Origin of the sequence: Mesorhizobium sp. B2-4-19 (genome assembly GCF_006441315.1) — a bacterium.
In the GTDB taxonomy this organism is placed as follows: Bacteria; Pseudomonadota; Alphaproteobacteria; order Rhizobiales; family Rhizobiaceae; genus Mesorhizobium.
The window spans coordinates 152,980-176,019 of sequence record NZ_VFUV01000010.1 but is presented as its reverse complement, the minus strand read 5'-3'; the positions used below and the strand labels follow the sequence as shown (position 1 = coordinate 176,019).

At 65.3% G+C, this 23,040-nt stretch carries 23 protein-coding genes; 5 read left to right on the top strand and 18 right to left on the bottom strand.

Features of this window, described 5'->3' with window-relative positions:
- The first annotated feature begins 55 nt into the window (after positions 1 to 55).
- On the top strand, positions 56 to 694 hold the full coding sequence (locus FJ546_RS18785) for a GntR family transcriptional regulator (protein WP_246686882.1): 639 nt from the start codon (positions 56 to 58) through the stop codon (positions 692 to 694).
- An 8-nt stretch (positions 695 to 702) separates the two neighbouring features.
- On the opposite strand, the gene FJ546_RS18780 is transcribed toward FJ546_RS18785, so the two are convergent.
- The 3 genes from FJ546_RS18780 to FJ546_RS18770 form a co-directional block, all read right to left on the bottom strand.
- Positions 703 to 1,014 (bottom strand): hypothetical protein, encoded by a 312-nt coding sequence (locus tag FJ546_RS18780; RefSeq protein ID WP_140890687.1) that lies wholly within the window; start codon positions 1,012 to 1,014, stop codon positions 703 to 705.
- A gap of 273 nt (positions 1,015 to 1,287) precedes the next feature.
- Positions 1,288 to 1,593 carry a hypothetical protein gene (locus FJ546_RS18775; RefSeq protein ID WP_140890686.1) on the bottom strand — a complete coding sequence of 102 codons (306 nt, stop codon included), beginning with the start codon at positions 1,591 to 1,593 and terminating at the stop codon, positions 1,288 to 1,290.
- A gap of 245 nt (positions 1,594 to 1,838) precedes the next feature.
- A complete protein-coding gene (locus FJ546_RS18770) occupies positions 1,839 to 3,335 on the bottom strand; it encodes a CoA-acylating methylmalonate-semialdehyde dehydrogenase (RefSeq protein WP_140890685.1) in 1,497 nt (498 codons plus the stop codon).
- Between the two features lie 159 nt (positions 3,336 to 3,494).
- On the opposite strand from FJ546_RS18770, the gene FJ546_RS18765 reads away from it, so the two are divergent.
- Entirely contained in the window at positions 3,495 to 4,376 is an 882-nt protein-coding gene (locus tag FJ546_RS18765) for a LysR family transcriptional regulator (protein ID WP_096458081.1), read from the top strand.
- Between the two features lie 6 nt (positions 4,377 to 4,382).
- Here the strand turns inward: FJ546_RS18765 and FJ546_RS18760 are convergent, their stop codons facing one another.
- Positions 4,383 to 4,832 carry a hypothetical protein gene (locus tag FJ546_RS18760; protein ID WP_246686881.1) on the bottom strand — a complete coding sequence of 150 codons (450 nt, stop codon included), beginning with the start codon at positions 4,830 to 4,832 and terminating at the stop codon, positions 4,383 to 4,385.
- 334 nt (positions 4,833 to 5,166) lie between these two features.
- On the opposite strand from FJ546_RS18760, the gene FJ546_RS18755 reads away from it, so the two are divergent.
- Both FJ546_RS18755 and FJ546_RS18750 read left to right on the top strand, forming a co-directional pair.
- Positions 5,167 to 5,610 (top strand): hypothetical protein, encoded by a 444-nt coding sequence (locus FJ546_RS18755; protein WP_140890684.1) that lies wholly within the window; start codon positions 5,167 to 5,169, stop codon positions 5,608 to 5,610.
- 17 nt (positions 5,611 to 5,627) lie between these two features.
- Positions 5,628 to 7,760 carry a phosphatidylserine/phosphatidylglycerophosphate/cardiolipin synthase family protein gene (locus FJ546_RS18750; RefSeq protein ID WP_181167993.1) on the top strand — a complete coding sequence of 711 codons (2,133 nt, stop codon included), beginning with the start codon at positions 5,628 to 5,630 and terminating at the stop codon, positions 7,758 to 7,760.
- A 16-nt stretch (positions 7,761 to 7,776) separates the two neighbouring features.
- On the opposite strand, the gene FJ546_RS18745 is transcribed toward FJ546_RS18750, so the two are convergent.
- The 10 genes from FJ546_RS18745 to rsfS form a co-directional block, all read right to left on the bottom strand.
- Positions 7,777 to 9,033 carry a D-amino acid dehydrogenase gene (locus tag FJ546_RS18745; RefSeq protein ID WP_140890682.1) on the bottom strand — a complete coding sequence of 419 codons (1,257 nt, stop codon included), beginning with the start codon at positions 9,031 to 9,033 and terminating at the stop codon, positions 7,777 to 7,779.
- A 124-nt stretch (positions 9,034 to 9,157) separates the two neighbouring features.
- The gene (locus tag FJ546_RS18740; RefSeq protein ID WP_140890681.1) at positions 9,158 to 9,700 is read right to left on the bottom strand and encodes a nucleoside-diphosphate kinase; all 543 of its coding nucleotides are present in this window, start codon (positions 9,698 to 9,700) and stop codon (positions 9,158 to 9,160) included.
- Positions 9,701 to 9,714: 14 nt separating this feature from the next.
- The gene (rnk, locus tag FJ546_RS18735) at positions 9,715 to 10,137 is read right to left on the bottom strand and encodes a nucleoside diphosphate kinase regulator (RefSeq protein WP_140890680.1); all 423 of its coding nucleotides are present in this window, start codon (positions 10,135 to 10,137) and stop codon (positions 9,715 to 9,717) included.
- A gap of 275 nt (positions 10,138 to 10,412) precedes the next feature.
- A complete protein-coding gene (alr, locus tag FJ546_RS18730) occupies positions 10,413 to 11,558 on the bottom strand; it encodes an alanine racemase (protein WP_140890679.1) in 1,146 nt (381 codons plus the stop codon).
- A 65-nt stretch (positions 11,559 to 11,623) separates the two neighbouring features.
- Positions 11,624 to 12,145 (bottom strand): RNA pyrophosphohydrolase, encoded by a 522-nt coding sequence (locus tag FJ546_RS18725; protein WP_140890678.1) that lies wholly within the window; start codon positions 12,143 to 12,145, stop codon positions 11,624 to 11,626.
- Between the two features lie 30 nt (positions 12,146 to 12,175).
- Complete coding sequence (locus FJ546_RS18720; RefSeq protein ID WP_140890677.1) at positions 12,176 to 13,357, bottom strand: divergent polysaccharide deacetylase family protein; 1,182 nt, start codon at positions 13,355 to 13,357, stop codon at positions 12,176 to 12,178.
- Between the two features lie 194 nt (positions 13,358 to 13,551).
- A complete protein-coding gene (locus FJ546_RS18715; RefSeq protein ID WP_181167987.1) occupies positions 13,552 to 14,883 on the bottom strand; it encodes a S41 family peptidase in 1,332 nt (443 codons plus the stop codon).
- A gap of 1 nt (position 14,884) precedes the next feature.
- Entirely contained in the window at positions 14,885 to 16,255 is a 1,371-nt protein-coding gene (locus FJ546_RS18710; RefSeq protein ID WP_140890676.1) for a murein hydrolase activator EnvC, read from the bottom strand.
- Between the two features lie 204 nt (positions 16,256 to 16,459).
- Complete coding sequence (gene rlmH / locus FJ546_RS18705) at positions 16,460 to 16,942, bottom strand: 23S rRNA (pseudouridine(1915)-N(3))-methyltransferase RlmH (protein ID WP_095789939.1); 483 nt, start codon at positions 16,940 to 16,942, stop codon at positions 16,460 to 16,462.
- Between the two features lie 85 nt (positions 16,943 to 17,027).
- Entirely contained in the window at positions 17,028 to 17,405 is a 378-nt protein-coding gene (rsfS, locus tag FJ546_RS18700; protein WP_010912111.1) for a ribosome silencing factor, read from the bottom strand.
- A gap of 242 nt (positions 17,406 to 17,647) precedes the next feature.
- On the opposite strand from rsfS, the gene FJ546_RS18695 reads away from it, so the two are divergent.
- The gene (locus FJ546_RS18695; RefSeq protein ID WP_140890675.1) at positions 17,648 to 18,499 is read left to right on the top strand and encodes a mechanosensitive ion channel family protein; all 852 of its coding nucleotides are present in this window, start codon (positions 17,648 to 17,650) and stop codon (positions 18,497 to 18,499) included.
- A gap of 54 nt (positions 18,500 to 18,553) precedes the next feature.
- Here the strand turns inward: FJ546_RS18695 and FJ546_RS18690 are convergent, their stop codons facing one another.
- The 4 genes from FJ546_RS18690 to proB form a co-directional block, all read right to left on the bottom strand.
- Positions 18,554 to 19,852 carry an MFS transporter gene (locus tag FJ546_RS18690; RefSeq protein WP_140890674.1) on the bottom strand — a complete coding sequence of 433 codons (1,299 nt, stop codon included), beginning with the start codon at positions 19,850 to 19,852 and terminating at the stop codon, positions 18,554 to 18,556.
- Between the two features lie 95 nt (positions 19,853 to 19,947).
- Positions 19,948 to 20,535, bottom strand: coding sequence for a nicotinate-nucleotide adenylyltransferase (locus FJ546_RS18685; protein WP_140890721.1), 588 nt, complete (start codon positions 20,533 to 20,535; stop codon positions 19,948 to 19,950).
- A gap of 72 nt (positions 20,536 to 20,607) precedes the next feature.
- On the bottom strand, positions 20,608 to 21,894 hold the full coding sequence (locus FJ546_RS18680) for a glutamate-5-semialdehyde dehydrogenase (RefSeq protein WP_140890673.1): 1,287 nt from the start codon (positions 21,892 to 21,894) through the stop codon (positions 20,608 to 20,610).
- Between the two features lie 3 nt (positions 21,895 to 21,897).
- Positions 21,898 to 23,034, bottom strand: coding sequence for a glutamate 5-kinase (proB, locus tag FJ546_RS18675; protein WP_140890672.1), 1,137 nt, complete (start codon positions 23,032 to 23,034; stop codon positions 21,898 to 21,900).
- Positions 23,035 to 23,040: the final 6 nt, after the last annotated feature.

The window sequence follows — 23,040 nt, the reverse complement described above, 5'->3', positions numbered from 1 at the left end:
TATGATATATTCAGAATATATCAGGAGATCGCCTTTGATATCCACGGAAGCAACCATGACCTCCGAGCCGGCGGCGGCCAGGGCCTACCGCGTGCTCGAGCATATGATCGTCACGCTGGAACTGGCGCCGTCGAGCTTTGTCACCGAGGGGGCGCTTATCGAGAAGCTGGACCTCGGCCGCACGCCGGTGCGCGAGGCGATCCAGCGGCTGGCCTGGGAAGGGCTGCTTGATGTCAGGCCACGCGCCGGCATCGCGATCGCGCCGCTGCATCCCGGCGACTGGCTGCGCGTGCTCGACGCCCGGCGCGGTGTCGAGGTGGTGCTGGCCCGTTCGGCCGCCCGCTTCGTCACCCGCGAGGCCGCCGACCTGTTTCACGAGGCGGCGCTCGCCATGCAGAAGGCGGTCATCTCGGGCAATGTGCTTGCCTTCATCCAGGCCGACAAGGCGCTCGACGAGGCCCTGGCCATGGCCGCCGACAACCCCTTCGCCGCGCGGCTGGCCGCGCCGTTGCAGACCCACAGCCGCCGCTTCTGGTTCCGCTACAAGGCGGACACGGGCCTCGCCGAGTCAGCCGAGCATCACGTCGCGCTGATCCGCTCGATCCTCGACGGCGACGAGGAGGCAGCCGCCAAGGATGCCAAGCGGCTGATGGCGCTGCTGCGCGGCCATGCCGAGGTCGCCGCGACCCGCTGAACGGGCGATCAGATCCCTTGCGCGGCGGCGATGGCGGTATTCTCCCATCCCTCACCGGTCGCGAAAATGCAGCTTCGGCCCTGCACGTCGGTCACCAGCATGGACCAGGTCCCGCTTGCCGAGACATAGATCTCGACAATGGCGGCCTCGCCGACCACACCATAGCCGATCTGCTTTTGTTGAAGGGCCTGCGCCAGTCCAGCGACGAGGTCACTGTGGCCGCCGCAGATAAATTGCGCCTGCGCCGATAGCGTCGACAGCGCCAGCGCGGCGCCGATCGCGGCTATCCTGATCCATCGAAACGAAAATTTGTGTGCCATTTGGCACCTCCTTCGCCTTGGCGTTCCGGCAAAGGGAGGCGCATGGGGCAGCCTCAATACACCGGAACGCTCCAGGCCGGGTTCGACGTCTTCATCACGTCACTCCTTCTGGTTTCCGGTCTGTCGTCAGGGAACCTATCGCATTCCCTGGATTCGACATGGTGAGGGCCCGATCTGAAAACAAGCCACACTCCGACCGCTGCAGAAAGGGCCTCCCGTCACGGCGCAAGCAACTGCCTGACCTGCCGAGAGGCCGCGAACGCACCGGGCCGCTCAAGCACCCGGCAGGGCCGCTTTCATCATTGTACTGTCCCAGCCTTCACCGACGGACAGTATGCAGCTCTGGCCCTTGGTATCGGAGGCCAGAACCGTCCAACTGCCTTGCTCGGAAACAAAGACCTCAAGAACCACGCTGGAATTGATCAGGCCACGCCCGGCCTCGCTCTCATGGAACTTCTCGCCAAGTGCCTTGATCAGATCGGCCCGCGGTGCGCATTGTCCGGCCGCATTCGCCTGCGCCGCACCGGCTGATATCGCAAGCGACGTCAAGATCATCGTCGCCACAAGACCTTGTGTCATCTGACACCTCCCTGCGCCAGACGCGAAACCCGGCTGCTACCGGCGCTGTTGATTGGCCTGCAAGCGCTGCAGGATACAGCGTAAGGCGTATGGCACCCGCTTGGTTCCATCACATTAGCGATTTGGCGGACAACGCCGCGACCGCAACGAAAAGGCCCGGGCATGCGGCCCGGGCCTTCGATGTCGGATATGTTGCCGCGCGCCCGTCGCTGAGGGCGAGAGGCGCAAGCAAGAAAACCGTCAGCTCAGTTCATCGTCGGGATGACGAACTCCGCACCGTCCTTGATGCCGGACGGCCAGCGCGAGGTCACCGTCTTGGTCTTGGTGTAGAAGCGGAACGCGTCCGGACCGTGCTGGTTGAGGTCGCCGAAGGACGACGCCTTCCAGCCGCCGAACGTGTAATAGGCGATCGGCACCGGGATCGGCACGTTGACGCCGACCATGCCGACCTGGACACGGCTTGCAAAGTCACGCGCGGCGTCGCCGTCGCGGGTGAAGATGGCGACGCCATTGCCCATTTCATGGTCGTTGGCGAGCTTGATCGCGCTCTCATAGGTCGGCGCGCGCACCACCGAGAGCACCGGCCCGAAGATTTCTTCCTTGTAGATGCGCATGTCCGCCGTGACATTGTCGAACAGGCAGCCGCCCATATAGTAGCCGTTCTCATAGCCTTGCATCTTGAAGCCGCGGCCGTCTACGACCAGCTTGGCGCCTTCCTTGACGCCGGTATCGACGTAACCCTTCACCCGTTCCAGCGCCTGCGCCGTCACCAGCGGGCCGAAATCGGCGGCCGAATCCGTCGACGGACCGACCTTCAGGCTCTCGACGCGCGGGACCAGCTTTTCCATCAGCCGGTTGGCGGTGTCGTTGCCGACCGGGACAGCCACCGAGATCGCCATGCAGCGCTCGCCGGCCGAGCCGTAGCCGGCGCCGATCAGCGCGTCGACGGTCTGGTCCATGTCGGCGTCGGGCATGATGATCATGTGGTTCTTGGCGCCGCCGAAGCACTGCACGCGCTTGCCCGCCGCGGTGCCGCGTGAATAGATGTAGTGGGCGATCGGCGTCGAGCCGACAAAGCCGATGGCCTTGATGTCGGGATCGTCGAGGATGGCGTCGACGACTTCCTTGTCGCCGTTGACGACGTTGAGGATGCCTGCGGGCAGGCCGGCCTCGAGGAACAGTTCGGCGATGCGGATCGGCACGCCCGGATCACGCTCCGACGGCTTCAGGATGAAGGCATTGCCGCAGGCGATCGCCGGCGCGATCTTCCACAGCGGGATCATCGCCGGGAAGTTGAACGGCGTGATGCCGGCGACGACGCCGAGCGGCTGGCGCATCGAATAGACGTCGATGCCGGGGCCGGCGCCATCGGTGAATTCGCCCTTCATCATGTGCGGCGCACCGATGCAGACTTCGACCACTTCGAGGCCGCGCTGGATGTCGCCCTTGGCGTCGGCGATCGTCTTGCCGTGCTCGCGTGCCAGTATGTCGGCCAGTTCGTCATAGTCGCGGGCGACCAGTTCGAGGAATTTCATCAGCACCCGCACGCGGCGCTGCGGGTTGGTGGCGGCCCATTTCGGCTGCGCCGCCTTGGCATTCTCGACCGCCGCGCGCAGTTCCGCCTGCGAGGCCAGCGCCACCGTGCCGCGCACGGAGCCGTCCATCGGCTGCATGACGTCCTGCTTGCGGCCGCTGGTGCCGGCGACACGCTTGCCGCCGATGAAATGACCGTATTCGATCATGATATCTCTCCCTTGTTGTGATGGCGCATTGTCCGCCTTTGCGGTGGCGAAGGCAACGCGAGGGAGAACGCAACCGTTGTGCGAAAATTAGATATCGGTTGACGGGCGGGCATCAATTCTCGCAAATGACTGACGACACGATATCTCCTGGGGATTCCCATGAACTGGGATGACGTCCGCATCTTCCTCGCCGTGGCGCGCGCCGGCCAGATCCTTGGCGCCGCCCGGCGGCTGGAGCTCAACCACGCCACCGTCTCTCGCCGCATCGCGGCGCTCGAAGACGCATTGCGCACGAAGCTCTTTCGCCGGCTGACCACCGGCAGCGAACTGACGCCGGCCGGTGAGCGTTTCCTCGACATTGCCGAGCGCATGGAGGGCGACATGATCGCCGCGCGCTCGACCATATCAGGCGAAGGCGACGATATCTCCGGCACCGTGCGCATCGGCGCGCCGGACGGGTTCGGCGTCGCCTTCCTGGCCAGGCGCCTCGGCGAACTGACCGCGCTGCATCGCGAACTGACGATCCAGCTCGTGCCGGTGCCGCGCTCCTTCTCGCTGTCGCGTCGCGAAGCCGATATTGCCATCACCGTCGAGCGGCCGACCGAGGGCCGGCTGGTGGCGGGAAAGCTGGTCGATTACTCGCTGGGCCTGTTTGCCTCGCGCGCCTACGCCGATGCCAATGGCCTGCCCAAAACCGCGGCCGAACTCGGCCGGCACACCCTCATCGGCTATGTGCCCGATCTCATCGTCAGCCCTTCGCTCGATTACGCGGCCGAATTCAGCGCCGACTGGCGCACCAGCTTCGCCATCTCCTCGGCGCTCGGCCAGGCCGAAGCGGTGCGCTCGGGCGCCGGCATCGGCATCCTGCACACCTTCGTCGCCCGCTCGATGCCGGAACTGGTGGCCGTCGACGTGGTGGCGCCCATCCGCCGCGCCTACTGGCTGGTCTATCACGAATCGGTCAGGCCACTGCGCCGCATCCAGATCGTCGCCGGCTTCATCACCAAGGCGGTGGAGCGGGAAAGAAGTCTTTTCCTGTAAAAGCAGTCAGGGTCCGTCGAGAACAAAAGAACTCGCCACCCGTTCGGCCTCATCGGCCAGTGGCGCCCACTTCTGCTTCATTTGCTCGAGCCTGTCGCCCGTGAGCCCGCAAGTCACCAGACCGAAGTGGGTGCCGCGTAGCGAAAGCACGACCTTGGCGTGACCGGGAATGCTTGCGCTGCCGTCGCCGACCTGGAAATCCATATCGCTCATTCGTGCCGGATAGCCATCGGGAAAGCGTGCCGGATAGCCATCGGGAAAGCGGATCAACTTTTCGTTGCTGAAGACCGCCGAGGCAAAGGCGGCTCCCACCATCTCTTGCCGGGCCTGCGGCGACCAGCCAGTTTCGAGAAATGCTCTGGGGTCGGCGGGTGAGCCGGACGCCTGCGGATCATAGAGACCGACCGATATCCGGCAGGTGAGGCCCTGATCGCTGGACTTTATCTTCAGCCGCATCGTCTTGCCGGAAGGCTCCTCGTTGGTCCAGCTTCCGGAAAGGTCAGGGAAAATCCGTTATCCTTGTCGCGAACGGTCTTGTCGGCGGCATTGGCCGCCGAGGTGCAGGACAGAAATACGGCACTCGCAACCACAAAGCCGATACGCATCACTGGTGCTCGCGAAATGCCAGACGGGGACGATGCGCCCGGCAGGTTGTATCGCCGCGGTAATAACACGGTCAGGTGATATACGCCGCCTTTTGCTTGCCACAAAACCAGCCAGTGTGGCATCAGGCATGTGGTCGCCGGGCAGGCCGCCGGTGGGAATCGTTCAGAAAGCTGGCACGGAAAAAATGCGAGCCGTTCTTGCCATCCTGCCGCTGGTGTTCGTTTCGGCCTGCGCCAACCCGTGGACAAAAGTGCCGGAAGCCGAATTGCCCAAACCAATCCGTTACGTCATGGCGCGCCCCTCGCCCTTCGTCTTCGGCAATTATTGCGGCCCCGGCACCCGCACCGGCGATCTGTCGGCCCGGCCGGTCGACCGCCTCGACGCGGTGTGCCAGACCCACGACGCCTGCTACATCGCCCGCCACAATCATTGCGATTGCGACGGCGCGCTCGTCGCCTCCGCCAGGGCGATCCGTGATGACAAGACGGCGCCACGCAAGATGCGCGGCGAGGCGGAATTGCTGATCGCTACCTTCGCCATCCCCGTCTGCAAGGTGTTCCCCCAAGGCTTCATGCCGCCGCGCGACCCGGCTCAGTTGAGCGCCATGAAGGCCGGAGCCACCGGGTGAATCGCCACGCATTTGTCATGCTTGCCCTGTTCGGGCTGACCGCCCTTGCGGGTTGTGCCGGCACAGGCCGCGATGCCTGCGATCTCCTGCCGGGAGAGGCGGCCTGTGCGCGGCCATCGCTGTCAGCAAGCATGCCTGAGCCACAGGCCGCGGCGTCGCAGTTTTTTGGCGATGCCGGCGCCAGCGACTACGAAAGGCGGTTCCTGGCGCTGCTCGCCCACAATCAGCTCGGCGCCATGGACCGCGCCAACGGCACCGGCCCCTTCGGGCGCAACCGCCGCGACGTGCAGAACAGCGACTTCCAGGCCACCTATTCGACGCTGCAACAACTGGCTGGACCGGTCGCCAGGACGCATCTGCCGCCGGCCAATGGCGTTAGCGGCGAGGGTCGTTTCATCGGACGCTGGCGGGTGTCGCGGCAGACCCTCTACATCGATGCGGCGGCGCGGCCCTCGGCACCCAGGAGTTTCGATTTCTCCGGCCTGCAGGCGCGCAGCACCGAGATCGTCGTGCGCCAGGCGGGCGAGCAGCCGGCCGACATCGAGGCCACCTGCGACGGCGCATTGGCGATCCGCAACGCCGGAGCCGCGCGCACCATCGCCGCCGGCGCGACATTTCGCTTCCGCCTGTCGGGCGAGGACGACACGGTCAGCCTGTTCCCCAGCGACAGGCTGAACCGCTGCACGGCAAAGGTCCGCTCCAGCCTTGCCCCGGCCGGCGCGCCGCTCACCATCCGGCGGGAAGAGACCGCGGATCCGGCTCTCGCCAGCTTCGACAGCCGCTACGAGCGCTGCCCGGTCCCCGCCAGCGCCGGCCTCGACGCGCTCGAGCGCGCCTTCTATGCCAGCCGCTGGCTGTCGCAGACCTGCGCCCTGCCAATCGGCGAGCCCCGGCTGCTACGCAAGTCGCGCGACGGCTTCAACGCCAAGGTCGAGGCCCTGATGGGCGCACCGCTGTCCGATGCGGCAATAGACAAAGGCGACCCGGAACTGCCGCTCGATTTCTCCAGGGCGCCACGGCTGAAGCTGATCTATCTGTCGTCGCTCGAATTCAAGGCCGACTTTTCCGGCCGCATCATCGAGCGGCTGATCCGCCACCATGCCGCCCTTGGCACCAAGGTGCGCATCCTGGTCACCGACATGCTGGAGCGCGAAAAGGACGACGCCATGCTGCACCGGCTGGCGGCGGAGTTCCCCAACGTCGAGCTGCAGGAATATCGCTGGCGCGCCGATCACGGCGCGCCGATCGACGAGCAGATCTCACAGCTGCACAAGACCCATCATATCAAGATGCTGGCGACGCTGGCGCTGGACCCTGCGCGCTCGCGCGTCATCATCGGCGGCCGCAACATCCATGACGGCTTCCTGTTCCATAGCCCGATCGACCTGTCGCGCTATCGGGACCTGCAGCAATACGCCAAGACCGACGGCTTTTCGCTGAACTACTATTCGAACTGGAGCGACTTCGACATCGAGTTCGCCGACCGGGCAACGGTCGAGACGCTCGCCGCGCATCTGTCGACGATATGGTTACGCGATGCCGACACCAATCTGGCGCGCCCCTTCTCCATCCCGGTCCGTGGAGATGGCCGCCCGCGGGGCAATGCCCGTCATTTCATTTCCGTGCCCTATGAGGACGACCATGCGCTGGAGGCCTATTTCGTCGAACTGGTCGACGCCGCCCGCCACCATGTCCAGATCGTCAACCCCTACCTCAACCTGACGCCGAGCCTCGCCCAGGCCTTTGACCGGGCGCTCGCCCGCGGCGTCAAGATCGACATTGTCGGCCGCATCGATCTCAAGGGCGACATTGGCGGCAAGTTCCTCACCGCGCTCAACAAGCTGTTCGTCGAGAAATATGGCGACCGCATCAACATTCGCGAGTTCAAGGCGCCCGACGTGGTGCTGCACTCCAAGATCATGATGGTCGACGAAAGGCTGGTCGCCATCTCCTCGGTCAATCTCAACAACCGCAGCTTCTTCCACGATTCGGAGAACGGCATGATGGTGCTCGATCCCGCCTTCTACGTCAGGATGAAGCCGATCTATGACGACTATCTCGCCCACTCGAACCCGGTTTCCAGCAACGCGACGATCCCATGGGCCTATCGGCTGCTGTTCGACGAGGCCTGGGTCAAGCAGGCGTTCTGATCTTCCCGCGCCGCGCCTATTTCAGGTAGCGCTCCTGCGCCAGGGCACGGGCATCGATGTCGGGCACCTTGTTCGACATGATGTCGGCCAGCACCTTGGCCGAGCCGCAGGCCATGGTCCAGCCGAGCGTGCCATGGCCGGTGTTGAGGAAGAGATTGGAAAGCTCGGTGCGGCCGATCAGCGGAGGCCCATCCGGCGTCATCGGCCGCAGGCCGCACCAGAAGGTCGCCTCGCGCATGGCGCCGGCGCCCGCAAAGAGATCGCCGACCGAATGTTCGAGCGTGCGCCGCCGCGATTCGTGCAGCCTGAGATCGAAGCCTGAAATCTCGGCCGTGCCGCCGACGCGGATGCGGTCGCCCAGCCGGGTGATCGCCACCTTGTAGGTTTCATCCATCACAGTCGACACCGGCGCCAGGGCGGCATCCTTGATCGGCACGGTGATCGAATAGCCCTTGACCGGATAGACCGGGATCGACCGTTTCATCCGGCGCATGAAGCCGGCCGAGTAGCTGCCCAGCGCCATCACATAGGCTTCGGAGGCCTTGAACCCCTTGCTGGTGCTGAGATTGGCAATGCGGTTGCGGCTGCGCAGGACGCGCCAGATCGTCGTGTCGTATTCGAACTTGACGCCGCGCGCCACGCAGAGCTCCGCCAGTTTCTCGGTGAATATCTTGCAGTCGCCGGTCTCGTCATGCGGCAGCCTGAGCCCGCCGACGAATTTCTCGCGCACGCCGGCCAGCGCCGGCTCCGCCGCGATGCAGCCGTGCTGGTCGAGGATCTCGTAGGGCACGCCATATTTCTTCAGCACCTCGACATCGCCACCGGTGCCGTCGAGCTGTTTTTGCGTGCGAAACAGCTGCAGCGTGCCCTGGGTGCGCTCGTCATAGGTGATGCCGGTCGCCTCGCGCAGCGCCTTCAGCGTGTCGCGGCTGTATTCGGCCAGCGGCACCATGCGCGACTTGTTGACGGCATAGCGTTCGGCCGTGCAGTTGCGCAGCATCCTGACCAGCCAGGTCCACATATGCGGATCGAAGGCCGGCCGCACCACCAGCGGGCCATGCTTCATCAACAGCCATTTGATCGCCTTCAGCGGAATGCCGGGCCCGGCCCAGGGCGAGGCATAGCCGGGCGAAATCTCGCCGGCATTGGCGAAACTGGTTTCCAGCGCCGGGCCTTTCTGGCGGTCGAGCACCGTCACCTCGTGGCCGGCCTCGGCAAGATAATAGGCCGTGGTCACCCCGATGACGCCGCCGCCCAGCACCATGATCTGCATCGTTCACTCCTTGCCGCGCCGCGCGTCCTCAGGACGCCCGTGGACGCCACCGCATTTCTCGATTTGCGCATGATCCCAAATGAAAATCGATGGCGATTTTCGAGAACCATGCGCCGTTGCCCATTCACGCCGCCGAGGGACCGGGGTCGTCATCTTCTGTCTGCCGCATTCCGGCCGTCTCGCCAAGGGGCCGCCAATCGTCCGCGGCGCTGTAGACGAGAGTGAGCCCGGGCAGTCGCCGCCCGTCGGTCCGGTCTTTCTGCCTGAGCGCGCGCCGGGCAGCCTCCGGCTGGTAGAGCACGGCCTTGATCAGGATCGACTCCCGCCGGCCGTCGGCGTGCTCGATCGACGCCGCTTGGCCCTGCGCCATGCCAAGCATGCACAGCCCACGCCTGGTTGCCACCGACAGGCTGGAGCCCACCGGTCCGCGCACCTCGTTCTGCACCAGTGTGCGCGTCTCGGCGTGACCGGCATCGACGCTGAACACCACCCTGCTGTTCATCGTGACGATGTCGGGGCCGACCGAATCGATCGGGACGATATCGGCGCTTGAAAGCTTGCGTTCGAGCATCTGCACGATCGGATCCGCGAATGCCCGCCGGCGCTCGAGCATGATTTCGAGGACGGCGCGGTCCTTCGTCGTCAGGCAGCAAGTCGTGCTTTTCATAACCGCCTCCACGATCAGCGCCGCTGCGCGCCGGAGGCCGGCGTGTCGACGGCTTCGACCGTCACCGACAGTTCACGGCCGCCACGACTGCTCCAGCACACCGCCTGCCCGATCGCCGCTCCGATGAGCGCCGTTCCCATCGGCGTCAGCACCGAGATCCTGTTTTCGGCAATGTCGGCTTCGCCGGGATAGACCAGCATGATGCGCTGGGTCTCCCCGCCTTCGCCGCGGACCGTCACGATCGAGCCCATGCGCACCACGTCGGCCGGCATCGCCGCCGCGTCCGTGACGACGGCGCGGTCCATTTCGAAGAGCAGTTCCTCGGCCGTCTCGGGGGCACGGTCGAGCAAGGCTCTCGCCAGGCCGGTCAACCTCTCATGGTCGGTGTCACTGATCAGAATCCGGCTCAATGGACGCGGTCCTGTTGCATGTTGCATGGCAAACCTCTTGGATCCGCGCATCGAATGGATACGCGCTTGCCACCGCACTGACGGCGGCGTGATGAAAGGCCGGCAGCCGCGAAGGGCTGTACGGCTTGATGGCGGTTTTGGATGTATGGATGCCCCGATACGGACGGACGCCGGAAGGCGGCCGCGCCGGGGCTACGATCCCGCGATCGGGCAGACCTTGAACAAGGTTCTGGTGTAAGCGAGGTTGCTCATGCCCCGAACCTTGCCGACAGGCGCCCGCTTGTCAAGCGCGGCCAAACCGCTCAACCGCCGACATAGCGGCGGTGAAAGCGCGGGCCGAGACTGGCCAGGATTTCATAGCCGATGGTGCCGGCATGGCCGGCGGCGTCGTCGACGCTCTGCGAGGGACCGAGCAGCTCGACCAGATCACCCTCGCGCAGCCTGCCGGGCGGCAGGGCCGAAATGTCGAGAATGATCGAATCCATCGACACACGCCCGAGGAAAGGCAGGCGCACGCCCTCGAACCAGGCCGCCGAAGCAGAGCGGCGCAGCCAGCCATCCGCATAACCGAACGAAATCGTCGCCAGGCTCAGCGGAGCGTCCGCGTGATAGCTGTGGCCATAGCCGATGCCGGCGCCCTTTTCGACGCGGCGCGTCTGCGCCACCTTGGCCTGCAGCCACACCGCGGGCAGCATCGGATTGGGCTCGCCGGGCGTCGGGTTGATGCCGTAGAGCGCCGCTCCCGGCCGAGCGAGATCGTGATGATAGGACGGCCCGAGAAAGATGCCGGAGGAATTGGCGAGCGAGGCGGGCGCCTCGGGAAGCATGGCGCGCAGCCGTTCAAAGGCCAGCCTCTGCTGTTCGTTGGCCGGATGGCGCGGCTCGTCGGCGCAGGCCAGGTGGCTCATGACATATCTAACGTCGATGCCGTCGAACGCACTGCTATCCCCGGCCAGCGCCTCGACCTCGACGGGCGCCATGCCGAGCCGAGACATGCCGCTGTCGACCTGGATGGCCGCCGGCAGCCGGCGACCGGCATCGCGCGCCGCCGCGCGCCAGGCCTTCAACTGCGCGCCACTGTTGATGACCGCGCAGAGCCCTGCCGCCACCGCTTCCGGCTCCGAGCCAGGCGGCAGCCCGTTCAGCACGTAGATGTCCGGCCCGGTCCCGATCGCCTTGCGCAGCGCGATGCCTTCGGCCAGCAGCGCGACAAAGAAGATGCCGCAGCCTTCGCGGATCAGGGCCGCAGCCACCTGAGCCGCGCCGAGGCCGTAGCCATTGGCCTTGACCACGCCGGCGCAGGCCACGCCGCCCAGCCGCGCCTTCAGCCGCCGGTAGTTTTCACGGACCGCGCCGAGATCGATCGTCAGGATCGCGCCGGCCGCCGCTTCGCTGACCGGCCAACCGGTGACGGTTTTCGCAGCGGACCGGTTGACGGCGTCGTTCATGGCGACCCTCATTGCATCGGCCATCAATACGACCCTCGTACCAACGCGGCAACCTCCACGCGCGACTACCGCGCCAGATGACTGAACGCCGCCACCACGTCTTCATAGACCCTGCGCTTGAACGGCACGATCAGGTCGGGCAGGTCCTGCATCGGCCGCCACGACCATTTGTCGAATTCGGCGGTGTGGCCGCCTGGCGGCGGATTGATCTGGATTTCGCTGCTCTCGCCATGGAAGCGGAAGGCGAACCATTTCTGTGTCTGGCCGCGATACCGGCCCTTGAAGGCAATGCCGACGAGATGGTCCGGCAGGTCGTAATTGATCCAGTCCGGCGCTTCGGCGAGCAGCGAGACGCTGCGCATGCCGGTCTCCTCATAAAGCTCGCGCTCGGCCGCCTGCAGCGGCTCCTCACCCTTGTCGATGCCGCCTTGCGGCATCTGCCAGAGCTGCGTCGTGCCGGCGAATTCGCTGTCGGGTTCGGCAATGCGATGCCCGACCCAGACCAGGCCCTCGCCATTGAGGATCATCAGCCCGACACAGGGACGGTAGGGCAGCGTTTCGCGGTCGACCATTTTCGTCTTCGGCATCAATCAGTCTCTCCAGCCATCTTGCGATGGCTAACCCTTTTGCGGATCGATCGCCACCGCTGAAATCGGCACGATCTCGATGCCGCGCTTCCTGGCCTCGGCAATCCAGGATGAGACGATGTCGACCGTGAGATCGAAGGCCGAGCCGATGCCGACGGCAGTGCCCTTGGCCCGCGCCGTGGCTTCGAGGCCGTCGAGTTTCTTCAGGATGGCGCCGCGATCCTGCACGGCGTCGATCGCCGTATCGCCGGCGACGAAGGGCACGCCGTCCTTCAGCGCCAGGTCGGGCGCCAGGCTGCGCGCCGACGAGCCGTCGTCTATATAGGCGAGACCCCGTTTGCCGAGTTCGGCCATGAACGGCTGCATCGCCGCCGGGTCGGCGGAGAAACGCGCGCCCATATAGTTCATGACGCCGGTATAGTTCGTCGTGCGCGACAGCGCCCAGTGCAAATTCTTGAGGTTCTCCTCGGCGCTCGCCGCCACGGTCAGCGTGTTGCGGCCGGGATTGACGTTGGGATAGTCGAACGGTTCGAGCGGCACCTGCATGACGATCTCGTGGCCGCTCTGCCGGGCGGCCTGCATCCAGCGGCCGATGCTGTTGCCTTGCGGCGCGAAGGCGAGCGTCACTTCCGCCGGCAGCTTGGCGATCGCTGCCTGGGTGCCGGTCTGCGAGACGCCCAACCCGCCGATGACGATCGCCACCCGCGCCCCACGCGCGCCGGACCACGGCCGTGCATAGACGTCGAACGGCCGCCTTCCATCGGCGGAGCGTATCGGCAGCGGTCCGGTGTCGCTGGCTTCGATCAGCGCCTTGTCGGGAAGATGCGCGATCTTCAGGTTCTGCCCGATACCAGACAGATCGCGGATGACGATGGCGGCCTGCGGAGGACCATCGCCCTCCTCCTTCTGCACATGGATGATCTGAGGACCGCCGGTCTTGGACGGCGTTTCAACCTTTGGCGCCGCGCCCGGGGCCAGAGCGGATGGCACGGCGGCGGGCGGGGCAGCGGCAGTCACTTTCGGCGTCGAAACGGCGACCTCTTGCGGCTTTCGAAACGGCTTTTCCCTGAGTGCGATCGCGGCCGAGACGCCGACCAGCGCCAGCACGACAACGGTCGACGCGACCACGCCGGCGCTGACCTTGCGGGCAGCGCGCGGCGCCCGGAGCGTCTGTCCAAGCGGACGTTCGATGTCCTTGCCGATATCAGCCAAGCCCTGTCCCCGGGGCGCATGGTTCCGAAGGCGACCCTTTCGGCCACATGCGCGAAATTCATCAACCCTGGCGCACCCATGGCGCCGCATCCGGAGGCTTGGTCTTGCCTCCCCGAATCAAACTGCCGGAACCTTTCGGTCCCGGCAGCATCGCATTGCTTCGTTCAGGCGGCCAGACCTGGCCGACCAAACCGTTACTGGTTGAGCACGGCCTTTTCCGGATTCGGCGGGAAAGCCGGATCGGTCTTCTGTCCACGCAGCAGCTGCTCTGCAAAGATCAGCTGCAGATCGTCCTTCGGATCCGGCGGCACATAGGCTGCCGAGCCCGAGCCGGTCTTGCTCTCGTCGGCGCCCTTGATATGGCCCTTGAGATCGGACTCGCCGCGCGTCAGGTCTCTGCCCTGCAGTTCCGGCGGCAGCGGCTGGTCGACCTTGATATCGGGCGTAATGCCCTTGCCCTGGATCGACTTGCCCGATGGCGTGTAATAGAGCGCCGTCGTCAGCCGCAACGCACCATTCTCGCCGAGCGGAATGATGGTCTGCACCGAACCCTTGCCGAAGGACTGCGTGCCCACCACCGTGACGCGGCGCAGATCCTGCAGCGCGCCGGCGACGATTTCGGACGCACTGGCCGAGCCGCCATTGACGAGCACGATCATCGGCTTGCCGTTGATGTCGTCGGTTTGCTTCGGCTTGGCGTCGAAGCGGGTGACGTCCTTCGGATCGCGGCCACGTGTCGAGACGATCTCGCCGCGCTTCAGGAAGGCGTCGGACACGCTCACCGCCTGGTCGAGCAGACCGCCCGGATTGAGGCGCAGGTCGAGCACATAGCCCTTGAGCTTGTCGTCCGGCACCTGCTTCTTGATGGTGTCGATGGCGTTCTCGAGGTCGTCATAGGTCTTTTCGGTGAAGGAGGTGATCTTCATGTAGCCGATGTCGTTCTCGACGCGGAACTTGACCGCCTTGACCTTGATGATGTCGCGCACCACCGTCAGCTCGATCGGCTTGTCGGCGCCCTGGCGCAGGATGGTGAGCTTGATCGGCGTGTTGACCAGGCCGCGCATCTTTTCGACCGCGTCGTTGAGCGTCAGGCCGCGAACCTCTTCGCCGTCGATCTTGGCGATGTAGTCGCCGGCCAGCACGCCGGCCTTGGCGGCCGGCGTATCGTCGATCGGCGTGATCACCTTGACCAGGTCGTTCTCCATGGTGACCTCGATGCCGAGGCCGCCGAACTCGCCCTTGGTCTGCACGCGCATGTCCTGCGCCTGTTCGGCGTTCATGTAGGAGGAGTGCGGATCGAGAGAGGAAAGCATGCCGTTGATGGCGTTCTCGACCAGCGACTTGTCGTCGGGCGGCGTGACATATTGTGCCCGCACCCGCTCGAAGATGTCGCCGAAGATCGCCAACTGCTTGTAGGTCTCCGATCCCGCAGCGTTCGCCGACGAGCCAGGAGCGCCATAGACAAGGCTCATGGCGGATGCGCCCATCAGCGCACCGGCAAACAGAAGCGACAGTTTCCGCATCATTTCACGTCCTTCCAGAAAAACGGTCCGCCCACCATGGGGCCGGATCGACGGGTTTTCCATCCTTTCGGAACTCGACATAGAGTTCCGGCGTGGCATTTCCATTCTTCGAAACCGAGGTGCTTGCCACCCGGGCCTCTCCCATCGCACCGACCGGCTCTCCTGCGAGCACTGACTGGCCAGTCACGACGCTGATTCTGCTCATCCCCGCCAGAACGACATGATAACCGTCGCCAGCATTGAGGATCAAGAGTTGACCATAGGAGCGAAACGGCCCCGCATAAAGCACATTCCCATCCGCCGGAGCGGTGACGATGGCTCCCGATTGTGTCGCAAGCATGTCGCCAAGCATCACCGCGCCATTACCATCATCCGCGCCAAACCGGCGTTTGATGCGGCCGGTGACCGGCAGCGCGATCTGCCCCTGCAGCGCCGAAAAGGGCGCGGTCGCGGTGAGCCGGTTGCCTTCGGGAACCGGCAGTGACGCCAGCGATGCCGTTTTGTCGCCGCCATCGTTTCCGTCACTGGTCTGAACGTCACCCGGTCGGCTCGCGGCGGCTGCCTTTGCGGCATCCGCGGCCTTGCGGGCCTTGTCGGCCTGCGCTTCGAGCGAGGCGATCAGGTCCTTCAGGCTGGAGGCCTTGGCCGCCAACTGCTCGGAACGCTGCTGTTCGGCCGCCATTTGCGCCTGCGTATCGGCCTCGAGCTTCTGCTTGGCTTCCAGCAGCATGCCGAGCCGCTTCTTTTCCGCCACCTGTTCGCTCACAGCGTCCGTCAGCCGCGCCCGCTCGGCCTCGATCGAGGCCGTCACCCGGGTCTGCTCCTTGAGGTCGGCCAGCAGGCTGTCGGTCTGCTGGCGCAATTCCGGCACCACGGCGCCGAGCAGGATGGCGCTGCGCACCGACGACAGCGCGTCCTCCGGTTTGACCAGGATCGCCGGCGGCGGGTTGAGCCCCATGCGCTGCAGCGCGCCCAGCACTTCGGCCAGCACGTCGCGCCGCGCCATGAGCGAGGCGCGGATTTTTTGTTGCTGGTTCTTCAGCCCTTCCAGCTTGGCGCCGATATCCTCGATGTCCTGGCCAAGCTTCTGCTCGGTCATTGCCGACTGGATCAGCGCGGCGGTAATCGAGGCATGATCCTTCTTGACCGCGGCGATATCGGCGGCGAGCTTGGCAAGCCGTTCGGACGACAGCGTTATTTCCTTGGAAACCTGCTCGTACTCGGCGCGGCTCTGGTCCGGATCGGGCGCCATGTCGAGCGTGTTTTCGGCCCGCGCCGAGTGGAACGACAGGAACATCGCCGCCGCGGCCATGCCGCAGCGCGCGCGCCAGGAGCCCCCTGTCGGTCCCGTTGTCGATTTCCAGCCCTCAGACATTCGCGATCTATACTATCCGCGGCTTCGTTAACGAACCATCAACCATGTTTGACCAGCCCGTCCCCGAATGGATGTTGCCCAAATGGTCCCCGTTTGGGCAACGACATGCATCAAAACCACAGATTCCGAATCTAGCTCGGCATTGGGGCGGAAATCCGGGCAATGGGCGACGAATCACTGCTGATTGCAACTCTAGCGGCAGGCTCAGGCGCGATGATAGGGGTGGCCGGAAAGGATCGTCGCCACCCTATAGAGCTGCTCCCCCAGCATCACCCGCACCAGCTGATGCGGCCACGTCAGCGCACCGAATGACAGCACCAGATCTGCTTGGTCGCGCAGCGGCGGATCGTGGCCGTCGGCGCCCCCTATGGCCAAAACCAGCGCCTTGCGCCCACCGTCGCGCAACTGCCCGATGCGATTGGCTAAATCCTGCGAGGAAAGGCTCTTGCCGCGCTCATCGAGCAGGATCAGCGCCGTGCCCGGCTGCAACTGCGCCTGCAGTCGGGAGCCTTCGTCGCGCTGGCGCTCGATCGCGCTCTGCGCCCGGCCCTCGGTGATCTCGGTTATCCCGGCAAATTCAAGCCCGACCGCCGGCCCGCTCTTGGCGAAGCGCTCGAAATAGCGGTCGGCCAACTCCCGCTCGGGGCCGGCTTTCATTCGGCCCACGGCATGAACTGAAATCTTCATCCTCGCCTCTATAAGCCGCTAATGCATGTCACCCAAAAGTGGGAAGCGGTTTCGGGGCTATGACATGCATCAAAACAAAGGCGGCTTAGTGGAGGGTCTCTTCCTCGAGATCCGGCGCCTGCCACATCTTTTCGAGATTGTAGAATTCGCGGACTTCGGGGCGGAAGACGTGGACGATGATGTCGCCCGAATCGATCAGGACCCAGTCGGCGCCGGACAGCCCTTCGACGCGCGCCGTGCCGAGGCCGGCATCCTTGAGCGCCTTGAGGAGATGGTCGGCGACAGCCGAGACATGGCGGTGCGATCGGCCCGACGCGACGACCATGTAGTCGCCGAGGCTCGATTTCCCCTGAATGTCGATTGAGACGATGTTTTCGGCCTTGGAGTCTTCCAGACTGGCAAGGACTGTGTTGATGGCGCGGGACACGGCGTCGTTTACGCTGATCCCGGCCGGCGAAGGCACGATGTCGGCCTTCTTCCGCAGTGCTGTTCTCAGTGTATTTCCTTTCGCAGCAAGAACAACCAAATCACCCCAAAAGCAGGTGACACCACTTAGATAGGCAGAGTTCCGTTGCAGTTTCAAGACGCAGTCACAACTCACGCGAACTCGCCGATTGCCAACTTGTTCCATGCGGGGCGCAAAAAAGATCGGAACCCTGGCGTCTGGCATGGGTTATCGGCTGACCGACCAACCGGAATCCCGCCATGCCGATCGACCCACAAAACACGCTTCTCACAGTCCAGGCCGGCCTGGCGCAGCTCAGTACGCTGATTGTCTCCTATTCCTTCTCGGCCATCGGCGCCATCATCCTGCTGGTGGTCGGCTATATCGTCGCCGGCCTCGCCGAGCGCTCGATCTTTGCCGGCCTCGGCCATATCCACGGTTTCGACGCGACGCTGCGGCATTTCTTTTCCAAGATCGTCCGCTATGCCATCCTGATCCTGGTCGTCATCATGGTGCTCGGCCAGTTCGGCGTGCAGACCGCCTCGATCATCGCCGCGATCGGCGCCATCGGCCTGGCCATCGGCCTGGCGCTGCAAGGCACGCTGCAGAACATCGCCGCCGGCATCATGCTTCTCGCGCTGCGGCCATTCCGCATCGGCGAATCCGTCGAGGTCGGCGCCATTTCAGGGTCGATCGAGGAAATCGGCCTGTTCGCCACCAGGCTCAGGACCGCCGACGGCGTCTACATACTGGCGCCCAATTCGACGCTGTGGAACCAGCCGGTGCGCAACTTTTCGCGCAACGGCGTGCGCCGCGCCGACATCAGCTTGAGCATCGGCTCGTGGAACGATATCGACGGCGCGCAGAAGACATTGCTTGCCCTTGCCGGCGCCGACAAGCGCATCCGTCGTGAACCGGCGCCGGTCGCCTTCGTGGCCAGCCTCGGCGATACGACCGTTTCGCTCACCTTGCGCTATTGGACCTCGGCGGCCGATTACTTCTCCACGAATATCGACATGACGAAGCGGGCAAAGCAGGCTTTCGACAGCGAGGGCATCTCCATCCCGCTGCCGCCGCCGGAAGCGCCGGCACAAGAGACCCGTAAGCAGTAAGCAGCCGCGAGGCGTTCAGAGCGCTTTCCCCACGGCCGTGCGAAGGAAACCTGTTCAGTCCTTGGTCCGGCCTGCCGTCTCGTCCGGCGCATAAGCGAGTTCGACCGGCAGCGGCGCCTGTGCCGTCATCGGCGCGAAGCTGCCGGTCTCGGTGGCAGGCACCGCCTGTGTGGTGAACACGCGCAACAGCACGAACAGGCAGAAGGCGCAGGCGATGACGACAGCAACATAGATGAAGGCCTGCGTACCGAAGACGGCCGACAGCGCCGTGACGATACCCGGCACCACGAACCCGGCCAGCGACCAGGCGAACAGGAGCGAGCTGGACAGCGCCACCATGTCGTCCTTGCCGGCCCGGTCGGCGGCGTGCGCGCTGGACAGCGAATAGATCGATTCCGAGGCGCCGTCCCACATGACATAGATCACCAGCAGCGCCGGCAGCGCACCGCCGTCGAAACCGAGCGCGAACATGCCGGCCACCGCGGCCAGCGCGGATGCCCCGATCAGCACGTAGCGGCGATCGGTGCGGTCGGAAATCCAGCCGAAGGGAAGCTGCAGGATCAGCGTGCCGAGCGGCATCACCGAAAGCAGCAACGCCACATCGGCCTGGCTGTAGCCCTTGGCCGTGGCGTGGATCGGCGCGAAACCGGAAATCGACATCGACAGGCCACCGACCGCCAGCATGCCGGCAACGCCGACCGGCGAAATCCGCCAGGCCCGGCGCAGTGCCACGGAGGCGGCCTGCGGCGCCGGTGGCTGCGCCAGCCGCGTCATGCCGACCGGCAGGATCGACAAAGCGGTGAAGGCAATGCCGATCAACGGCGCATCCGCGGTTTTGATGTCGACCAGCGCCAGCGTCGCATAGCCGACGCCGAGCCCTGCGACATAGGCGACGTAGAAAAAGGCCATCACCCGGCCGCGTATGGCGTTGGCCACGGCATCGTTCAGCCAGCTTTGCGCGACGATGAACAGGCCGCATATGGCAAAGCCGTAGAGGGCGCGCGCGCCGATCCACGGCACGGGGTGCGGACCGGCGCCGATGGCCGCGTTTGACAGCGCGATCAGCGCCGACAGCACCATGAAGGCGCGGGCATGGCCGACCCCGCGCACCAGCGGCCCGGTCAGGATGCAGCCGGCAAGACCGCCGGCCGACAGGCCGGTGACGATCAGCCCGGCCCAGGTCGGATCGAAGCTTTCGACGCCGAGCCGAACCGGGATGTAGGCAAACATCAGCCCGTTGCCGATGGCGATCAGCGCCATAGACACGATGACACTGGCGATCGCGATCAGCGGCGTCGGCGCGCTGTCATGCTCCGGTTCGACTGCGGCTTGGGTCTTGGTTTGAATTGCCATGTCAGGTCAGCATCGCCGATCGATCGGGCAAGCGCCGCTGTAAAAACGACATGGCCGGGCGGCCGAAACGCTGGTTCTTCGCTTGGCGGAGAGGCCTACCCCTTCGCCATCTTGCGGATCGCGCTTGACGACAGCGATGAGCGCGGGCCGTGGATGAAGGTCCAGGCCGGCGCCTTCATGTGGGCGAGCAGCGGCGCGTCGCCTTCGTCGATGCGGGCATAATCGAAAGTCTTGGCGACGACCGACGACAGGAACGACAACGTCGCGCCCGGCCGGTCGATGACCGCGATGGGGAACGTCAGCACGATCTCGCGCCAGCGCTGCCAGCGGTGGAAATCGCGCAGACTGTCCGCGCCCATGATCCAGACGAAGTCGACACCCGGATTGCGCGCCTTGACCAGCGCCAGCGTGTCGGCGGTGTAGCGCACATGATGCGCCGCCTCGAAGGCGGTGATCTTGATCTTCGGGTTCTTGGCGATCTGCTCGGACAGCTGCAGCCGCTCGGCCAGCGGCGCCAATTCCCTGGCGCTCTTCAGCGGATTGCCCGGCGTCACCATCCACCAAAGCTGGTCGAGCGCCAGGCGCCTCAGCGCGATCTCGGCGACCAGTGCATGGCCTGCATGCGGCGGATTGAACGAGCCGCCGAACAGGCCGACGGCCAGGCCTTTCTCGGCATGCGGCATTTTCAGGTAGGCGGAGGGTACTGGCGGTCCGGAAGATGCCAGCATCGCCTCAGGCTCTGACAACGAAAAACGTCAAGGCCTCACCTGTCCCGACCCGCGCACGCGATATTTGAACGAGGTCAGCTGCTCGACGCCGACCGGCCCGCGCGCATGCATCTTGCCGGTGGCGATGCCGATCTCGGCGCCCATGCCGAACTCGCCGCCATCGGCGAACTGCGTCGAGGCATTGTGCAGCAGGATCGCCGAATCGATCTCGTTGAAGAACCGTTCCACGGCCTTCGGATCCTCGGCGATGATCGCCTCGGTGTGATGCGAAGAGAAGGTCTCGATATGCTCGATCGCGCCACCGATGCCGTCGACCAGCTTCACCGCGATGATGGCGTCGAGATACTCGGTCACCCAGTCGGCATCGGTCGCGGGCTTGGCGTCGAAAAACACCTTCAGCACCTCTTGATCGGCATGGATCTCGCAGCCGGCGGCGCGGAGCGCATCGAGGATCGGCGCCAGATGCGTGGACGCCACCGCGCGGTCGACCAGCAGCGTCTCGGCGGCGCCGCAGACGCCGGTGCGCCGCATCTTGGCGTTGACGGCGATCTCGACCGCCATGTCGAGATCGGCGGAGCGGTCGATGTAGAGGTGGCAGATGCCTTCGAGATGGGCGAAGACCGGCACGCGCGCCTCGCTCTGCACCCGCCCGACCAGGCTTTTGCCGCCGCGCGGGATGATGACGTCGAGCGCACCACCGAGCCCCTTCAGCATCTCGCCGACAGCTGCGCGATCGGTGGTCGGCACCAGCTGGATGGCGTCTTCCGACAGGCCGGCCGCCTTCAGGCCCTCGACCAGGCAGGCATGGATGGCAGCGGACGAATTGAGCGAATCCGAACCGCCGCGCAGGATCACCGGATTGCCGGCCTTGAGGCAGAGCGCACCGGCATCGGCCGTCACGTTCGGGCGGCTCTCATAGATGACGCCGACGACGCCGAGCGGCGTGCGCACGCGCTCGATCCGCAGGCCGTTCGGCCGTTCCCAAGCGGCGATCACGTCGCCGACCGGATCGTTGAGTTCGGCGATTTCGCGGATGCCGTCGGCCATGGCACGGATGCGCGCCGGATTGAGCTTCAGCCGATCCATGAAGGAGGCGGAAAGCCCTGACTCCTCGCCATTCGAGATGTCGGTGGCGTTGGCGTCGAGAATGTCCTGTTGCCCGGCGACGATCGCCTCTGCCATGGCAAGCAGCGCGGCGTTCTTGGCGGCGGTGGCGGCGATGGCCAGCGGCCGGGCGGCGGCGCGGGCGCGGCGGCCGATATCGGCCATCAGCGCCACGGTGTCATCCCCGGATTTTTCATGCAGCTTCAGCATGGCTCATCCTCCGCTTATGTCGCCTCCCGCGTGACTCACCACGAGATCATCGCGGTGGATCATCGCCGAACGCGCTTCGTAACCGAGCACGGTTTCGATCTCGGCCGTCTTCAGGCCTGCGATCCTTACGGCATCGGCGGCATCATAGGCAACCAGCCCGCGCGCGATCTCGCGGCCCTCGGGCGACAGGATCGCCACCGTATCGCCGCGCGAAAAATTGCCGCTGACCAGCTTGACGCCGGCCGGCAGCAGCGATTTGCCCGATGCCAGCGCACCGACGGCGCCGGCGTCGATCGTCAGCCGGCCGGCCGGTTCGAGCTGGCCGGCGATCCAGGTCTTGTAGCCCTTGACCGGATTGGCGCTCGGCCGGAAGAAGGTGGCGCGTTCCCCGCGCTCGATCGCCATCAGCGGCGACAGCCGCGTGCCCGAGGTGATGATCATCGCGGTGCCGGCGGCGGTGGCGATCTTGCCGGCATCGAGCTTGGTGCGCATGCCGCCGCGCGACAGTTCGGAGGCGGCAGCCCCCGCCATCGCCTCGATGTCTGATGTGATGCGGTCGACCACCGGAATGAACTTGGCGTCGGGGTCGCGCACCGGCGGCGCCGTGTAGAGCCCGTCAATATCGGAGAGCAGCACCAGAAGGTCGGCGCCCATCATGGTGGCAACGCGCGCGGCCAGCCGGTCATTGTCGCCATAGCGGATTTCTGAGGTGGCCACCGTATCGTTCTCGTTGATGACCGGCACCGCCTTCATCTTGAGCAATGTCGAGATCGTCGCCCGCGCATTGAGATAGCGGCGGCGCTCCTCGGTGTCGCCAAGCGTCAGAAGGATCTGGCCCGATTTCAGCGCGCCCTTGCCGAGCGCGTCCGACCAGGCGCCGGCGAGCGCGATCTGCCCGACGGCGGCGGCCGCCTGGCTTTCCTCGAGCTTCAGCGCGCGCTTGCCGAGGCCAAGGATGGTGCGGCCAAGCGCGATGGCGCCGGAGGAGACGACGAGGATTTCGGCGCCGCCCTGGGCAAGCACCGCGATGTCGTCGGCGAGCGAGTCCAGCCAGTCGCGCTTCAGGCCGCTCGCGCGGTCTACGAGCAGCGCCGAGCCGATCTTGACGGTGATGCGCCGGTATTTTTTCAGCGACTGCATGGTCTT

Excerpts from the sequence above, each read along its gene's own strand:
- FJ546_RS18715 (WP_181167987.1), bottom strand. The coding sequence starts at position 14,883 with ATGATGCGGAAACTGTCGCTTCTGTTTGCCGGTGCGCTGATGGGCGCA.
- FJ546_RS18740 (WP_140890681.1), bottom strand. The coding sequence starts at position 9,700 with ATGAAAAGCACGACTTGCTGCCTGACGACGAAGGACCGCGCCGTCCTC.
- FJ546_RS18725 (WP_140890678.1), bottom strand. The coding sequence starts at position 12,145 with ATGCCGAAGACGAAAATGGTCGACCGCGAAACGCTGCCCTACCGTCCC.
- FJ546_RS18755 (WP_140890684.1), top strand. The coding sequence starts at position 5,167 with ATGCGAGCCGTTCTTGCCATCCTGCCGCTGGTGTTCGTTTCGGCCTGC.
- FJ546_RS18765 (WP_096458081.1), top strand. The coding sequence starts at position 3,495 with ATGAACTGGGATGACGTCCGCATCTTCCTCGCCGTGGCGCGCGCCGGC.
- FJ546_RS18745 (WP_140890682.1), bottom strand. The coding sequence starts at position 9,033 with ATGCAGATCATGGTGCTGGGCGGCGGCGTCATCGGGGTGACCACGGCC.
- FJ546_RS18695 (WP_140890675.1), top strand. The coding sequence starts at position 17,648 with ATGCCGATCGACCCACAAAACACGCTTCTCACAGTCCAGGCCGGCCTG.
- proB (WP_140890672.1), bottom strand. The coding sequence starts at position 23,034 with ATGCAGTCGCTGAAAAAATACCGGCGCATCACCGTCAAGATCGGCTCG.
- FJ546_RS18750 (WP_181167993.1), top strand. The coding sequence starts at position 5,628 with ATGCTTGCCCTGTTCGGGCTGACCGCCCTTGCGGGTTGTGCCGGCACA.
- rnk (WP_140890680.1), bottom strand. The coding sequence starts at position 10,137 with ATGCAACATGCAACAGGACCGCGTCCATTGAGCCGGATTCTGATCAGT.
- FJ546_RS18775 (WP_140890686.1), bottom strand. The coding sequence starts at position 1,593 with ATGACACAAGGTCTTGTGGCGACGATGATCTTGACGTCGCTTGCGATA.
- FJ546_RS18760 (WP_246686881.1), bottom strand. The coding sequence starts at position 4,832 with ATGCGGCTGAAGATAAAGTCCAGCGATCAGGGCCTCACCTGCCGGATA.
- FJ546_RS18690 (WP_140890674.1), bottom strand. The coding sequence starts at position 19,852 with ATGGCAATTCAAACCAAGACCCAAGCCGCAGTCGAACCGGAGCATGAC.
- FJ546_RS18685 (WP_140890721.1), bottom strand. The coding sequence starts at position 20,535 with ATGCCGCATGCCGAGAAAGGCCTGGCCGTCGGCCTGTTCGGCGGCTCG.
- alr (WP_140890679.1), bottom strand. The coding sequence starts at position 11,558 with ATGAACGACGCCGTCAACCGGTCCGCTGCGAAAACCGTCACCGGTTGG.
- FJ546_RS18710 (WP_140890676.1), bottom strand. The coding sequence starts at position 16,255 with ATGTCTGAGGGCTGGAAATCGACAACGGGACCGACAGGGGGCTCCTGG.
- FJ546_RS18680 (WP_140890673.1), bottom strand. The coding sequence starts at position 21,894 with ATGCTGAAGCTGCATGAAAAATCCGGGGATGACACCGTGGCGCTGATG.
- FJ546_RS18780 (WP_140890687.1), bottom strand. The coding sequence starts at position 1,014 with ATGGCACACAAATTTTCGTTTCGATGGATCAGGATAGCCGCGATCGGC.
- FJ546_RS18785 (WP_246686882.1), top strand. The coding sequence starts at position 56 with ATGACCTCCGAGCCGGCGGCGGCCAGGGCCTACCGCGTGCTCGAGCAT.
- FJ546_RS18770 (WP_140890685.1), bottom strand. The coding sequence starts at position 3,335 with ATGATCGAATACGGTCATTTCATCGGCGGCAAGCGTGTCGCCGGCACC.
- rlmH (WP_095789939.1), bottom strand. The coding sequence starts at position 16,942 with ATGAAGATTTCAGTTCATGCCGTGGGCCGAATGAAAGCCGGCCCCGAG.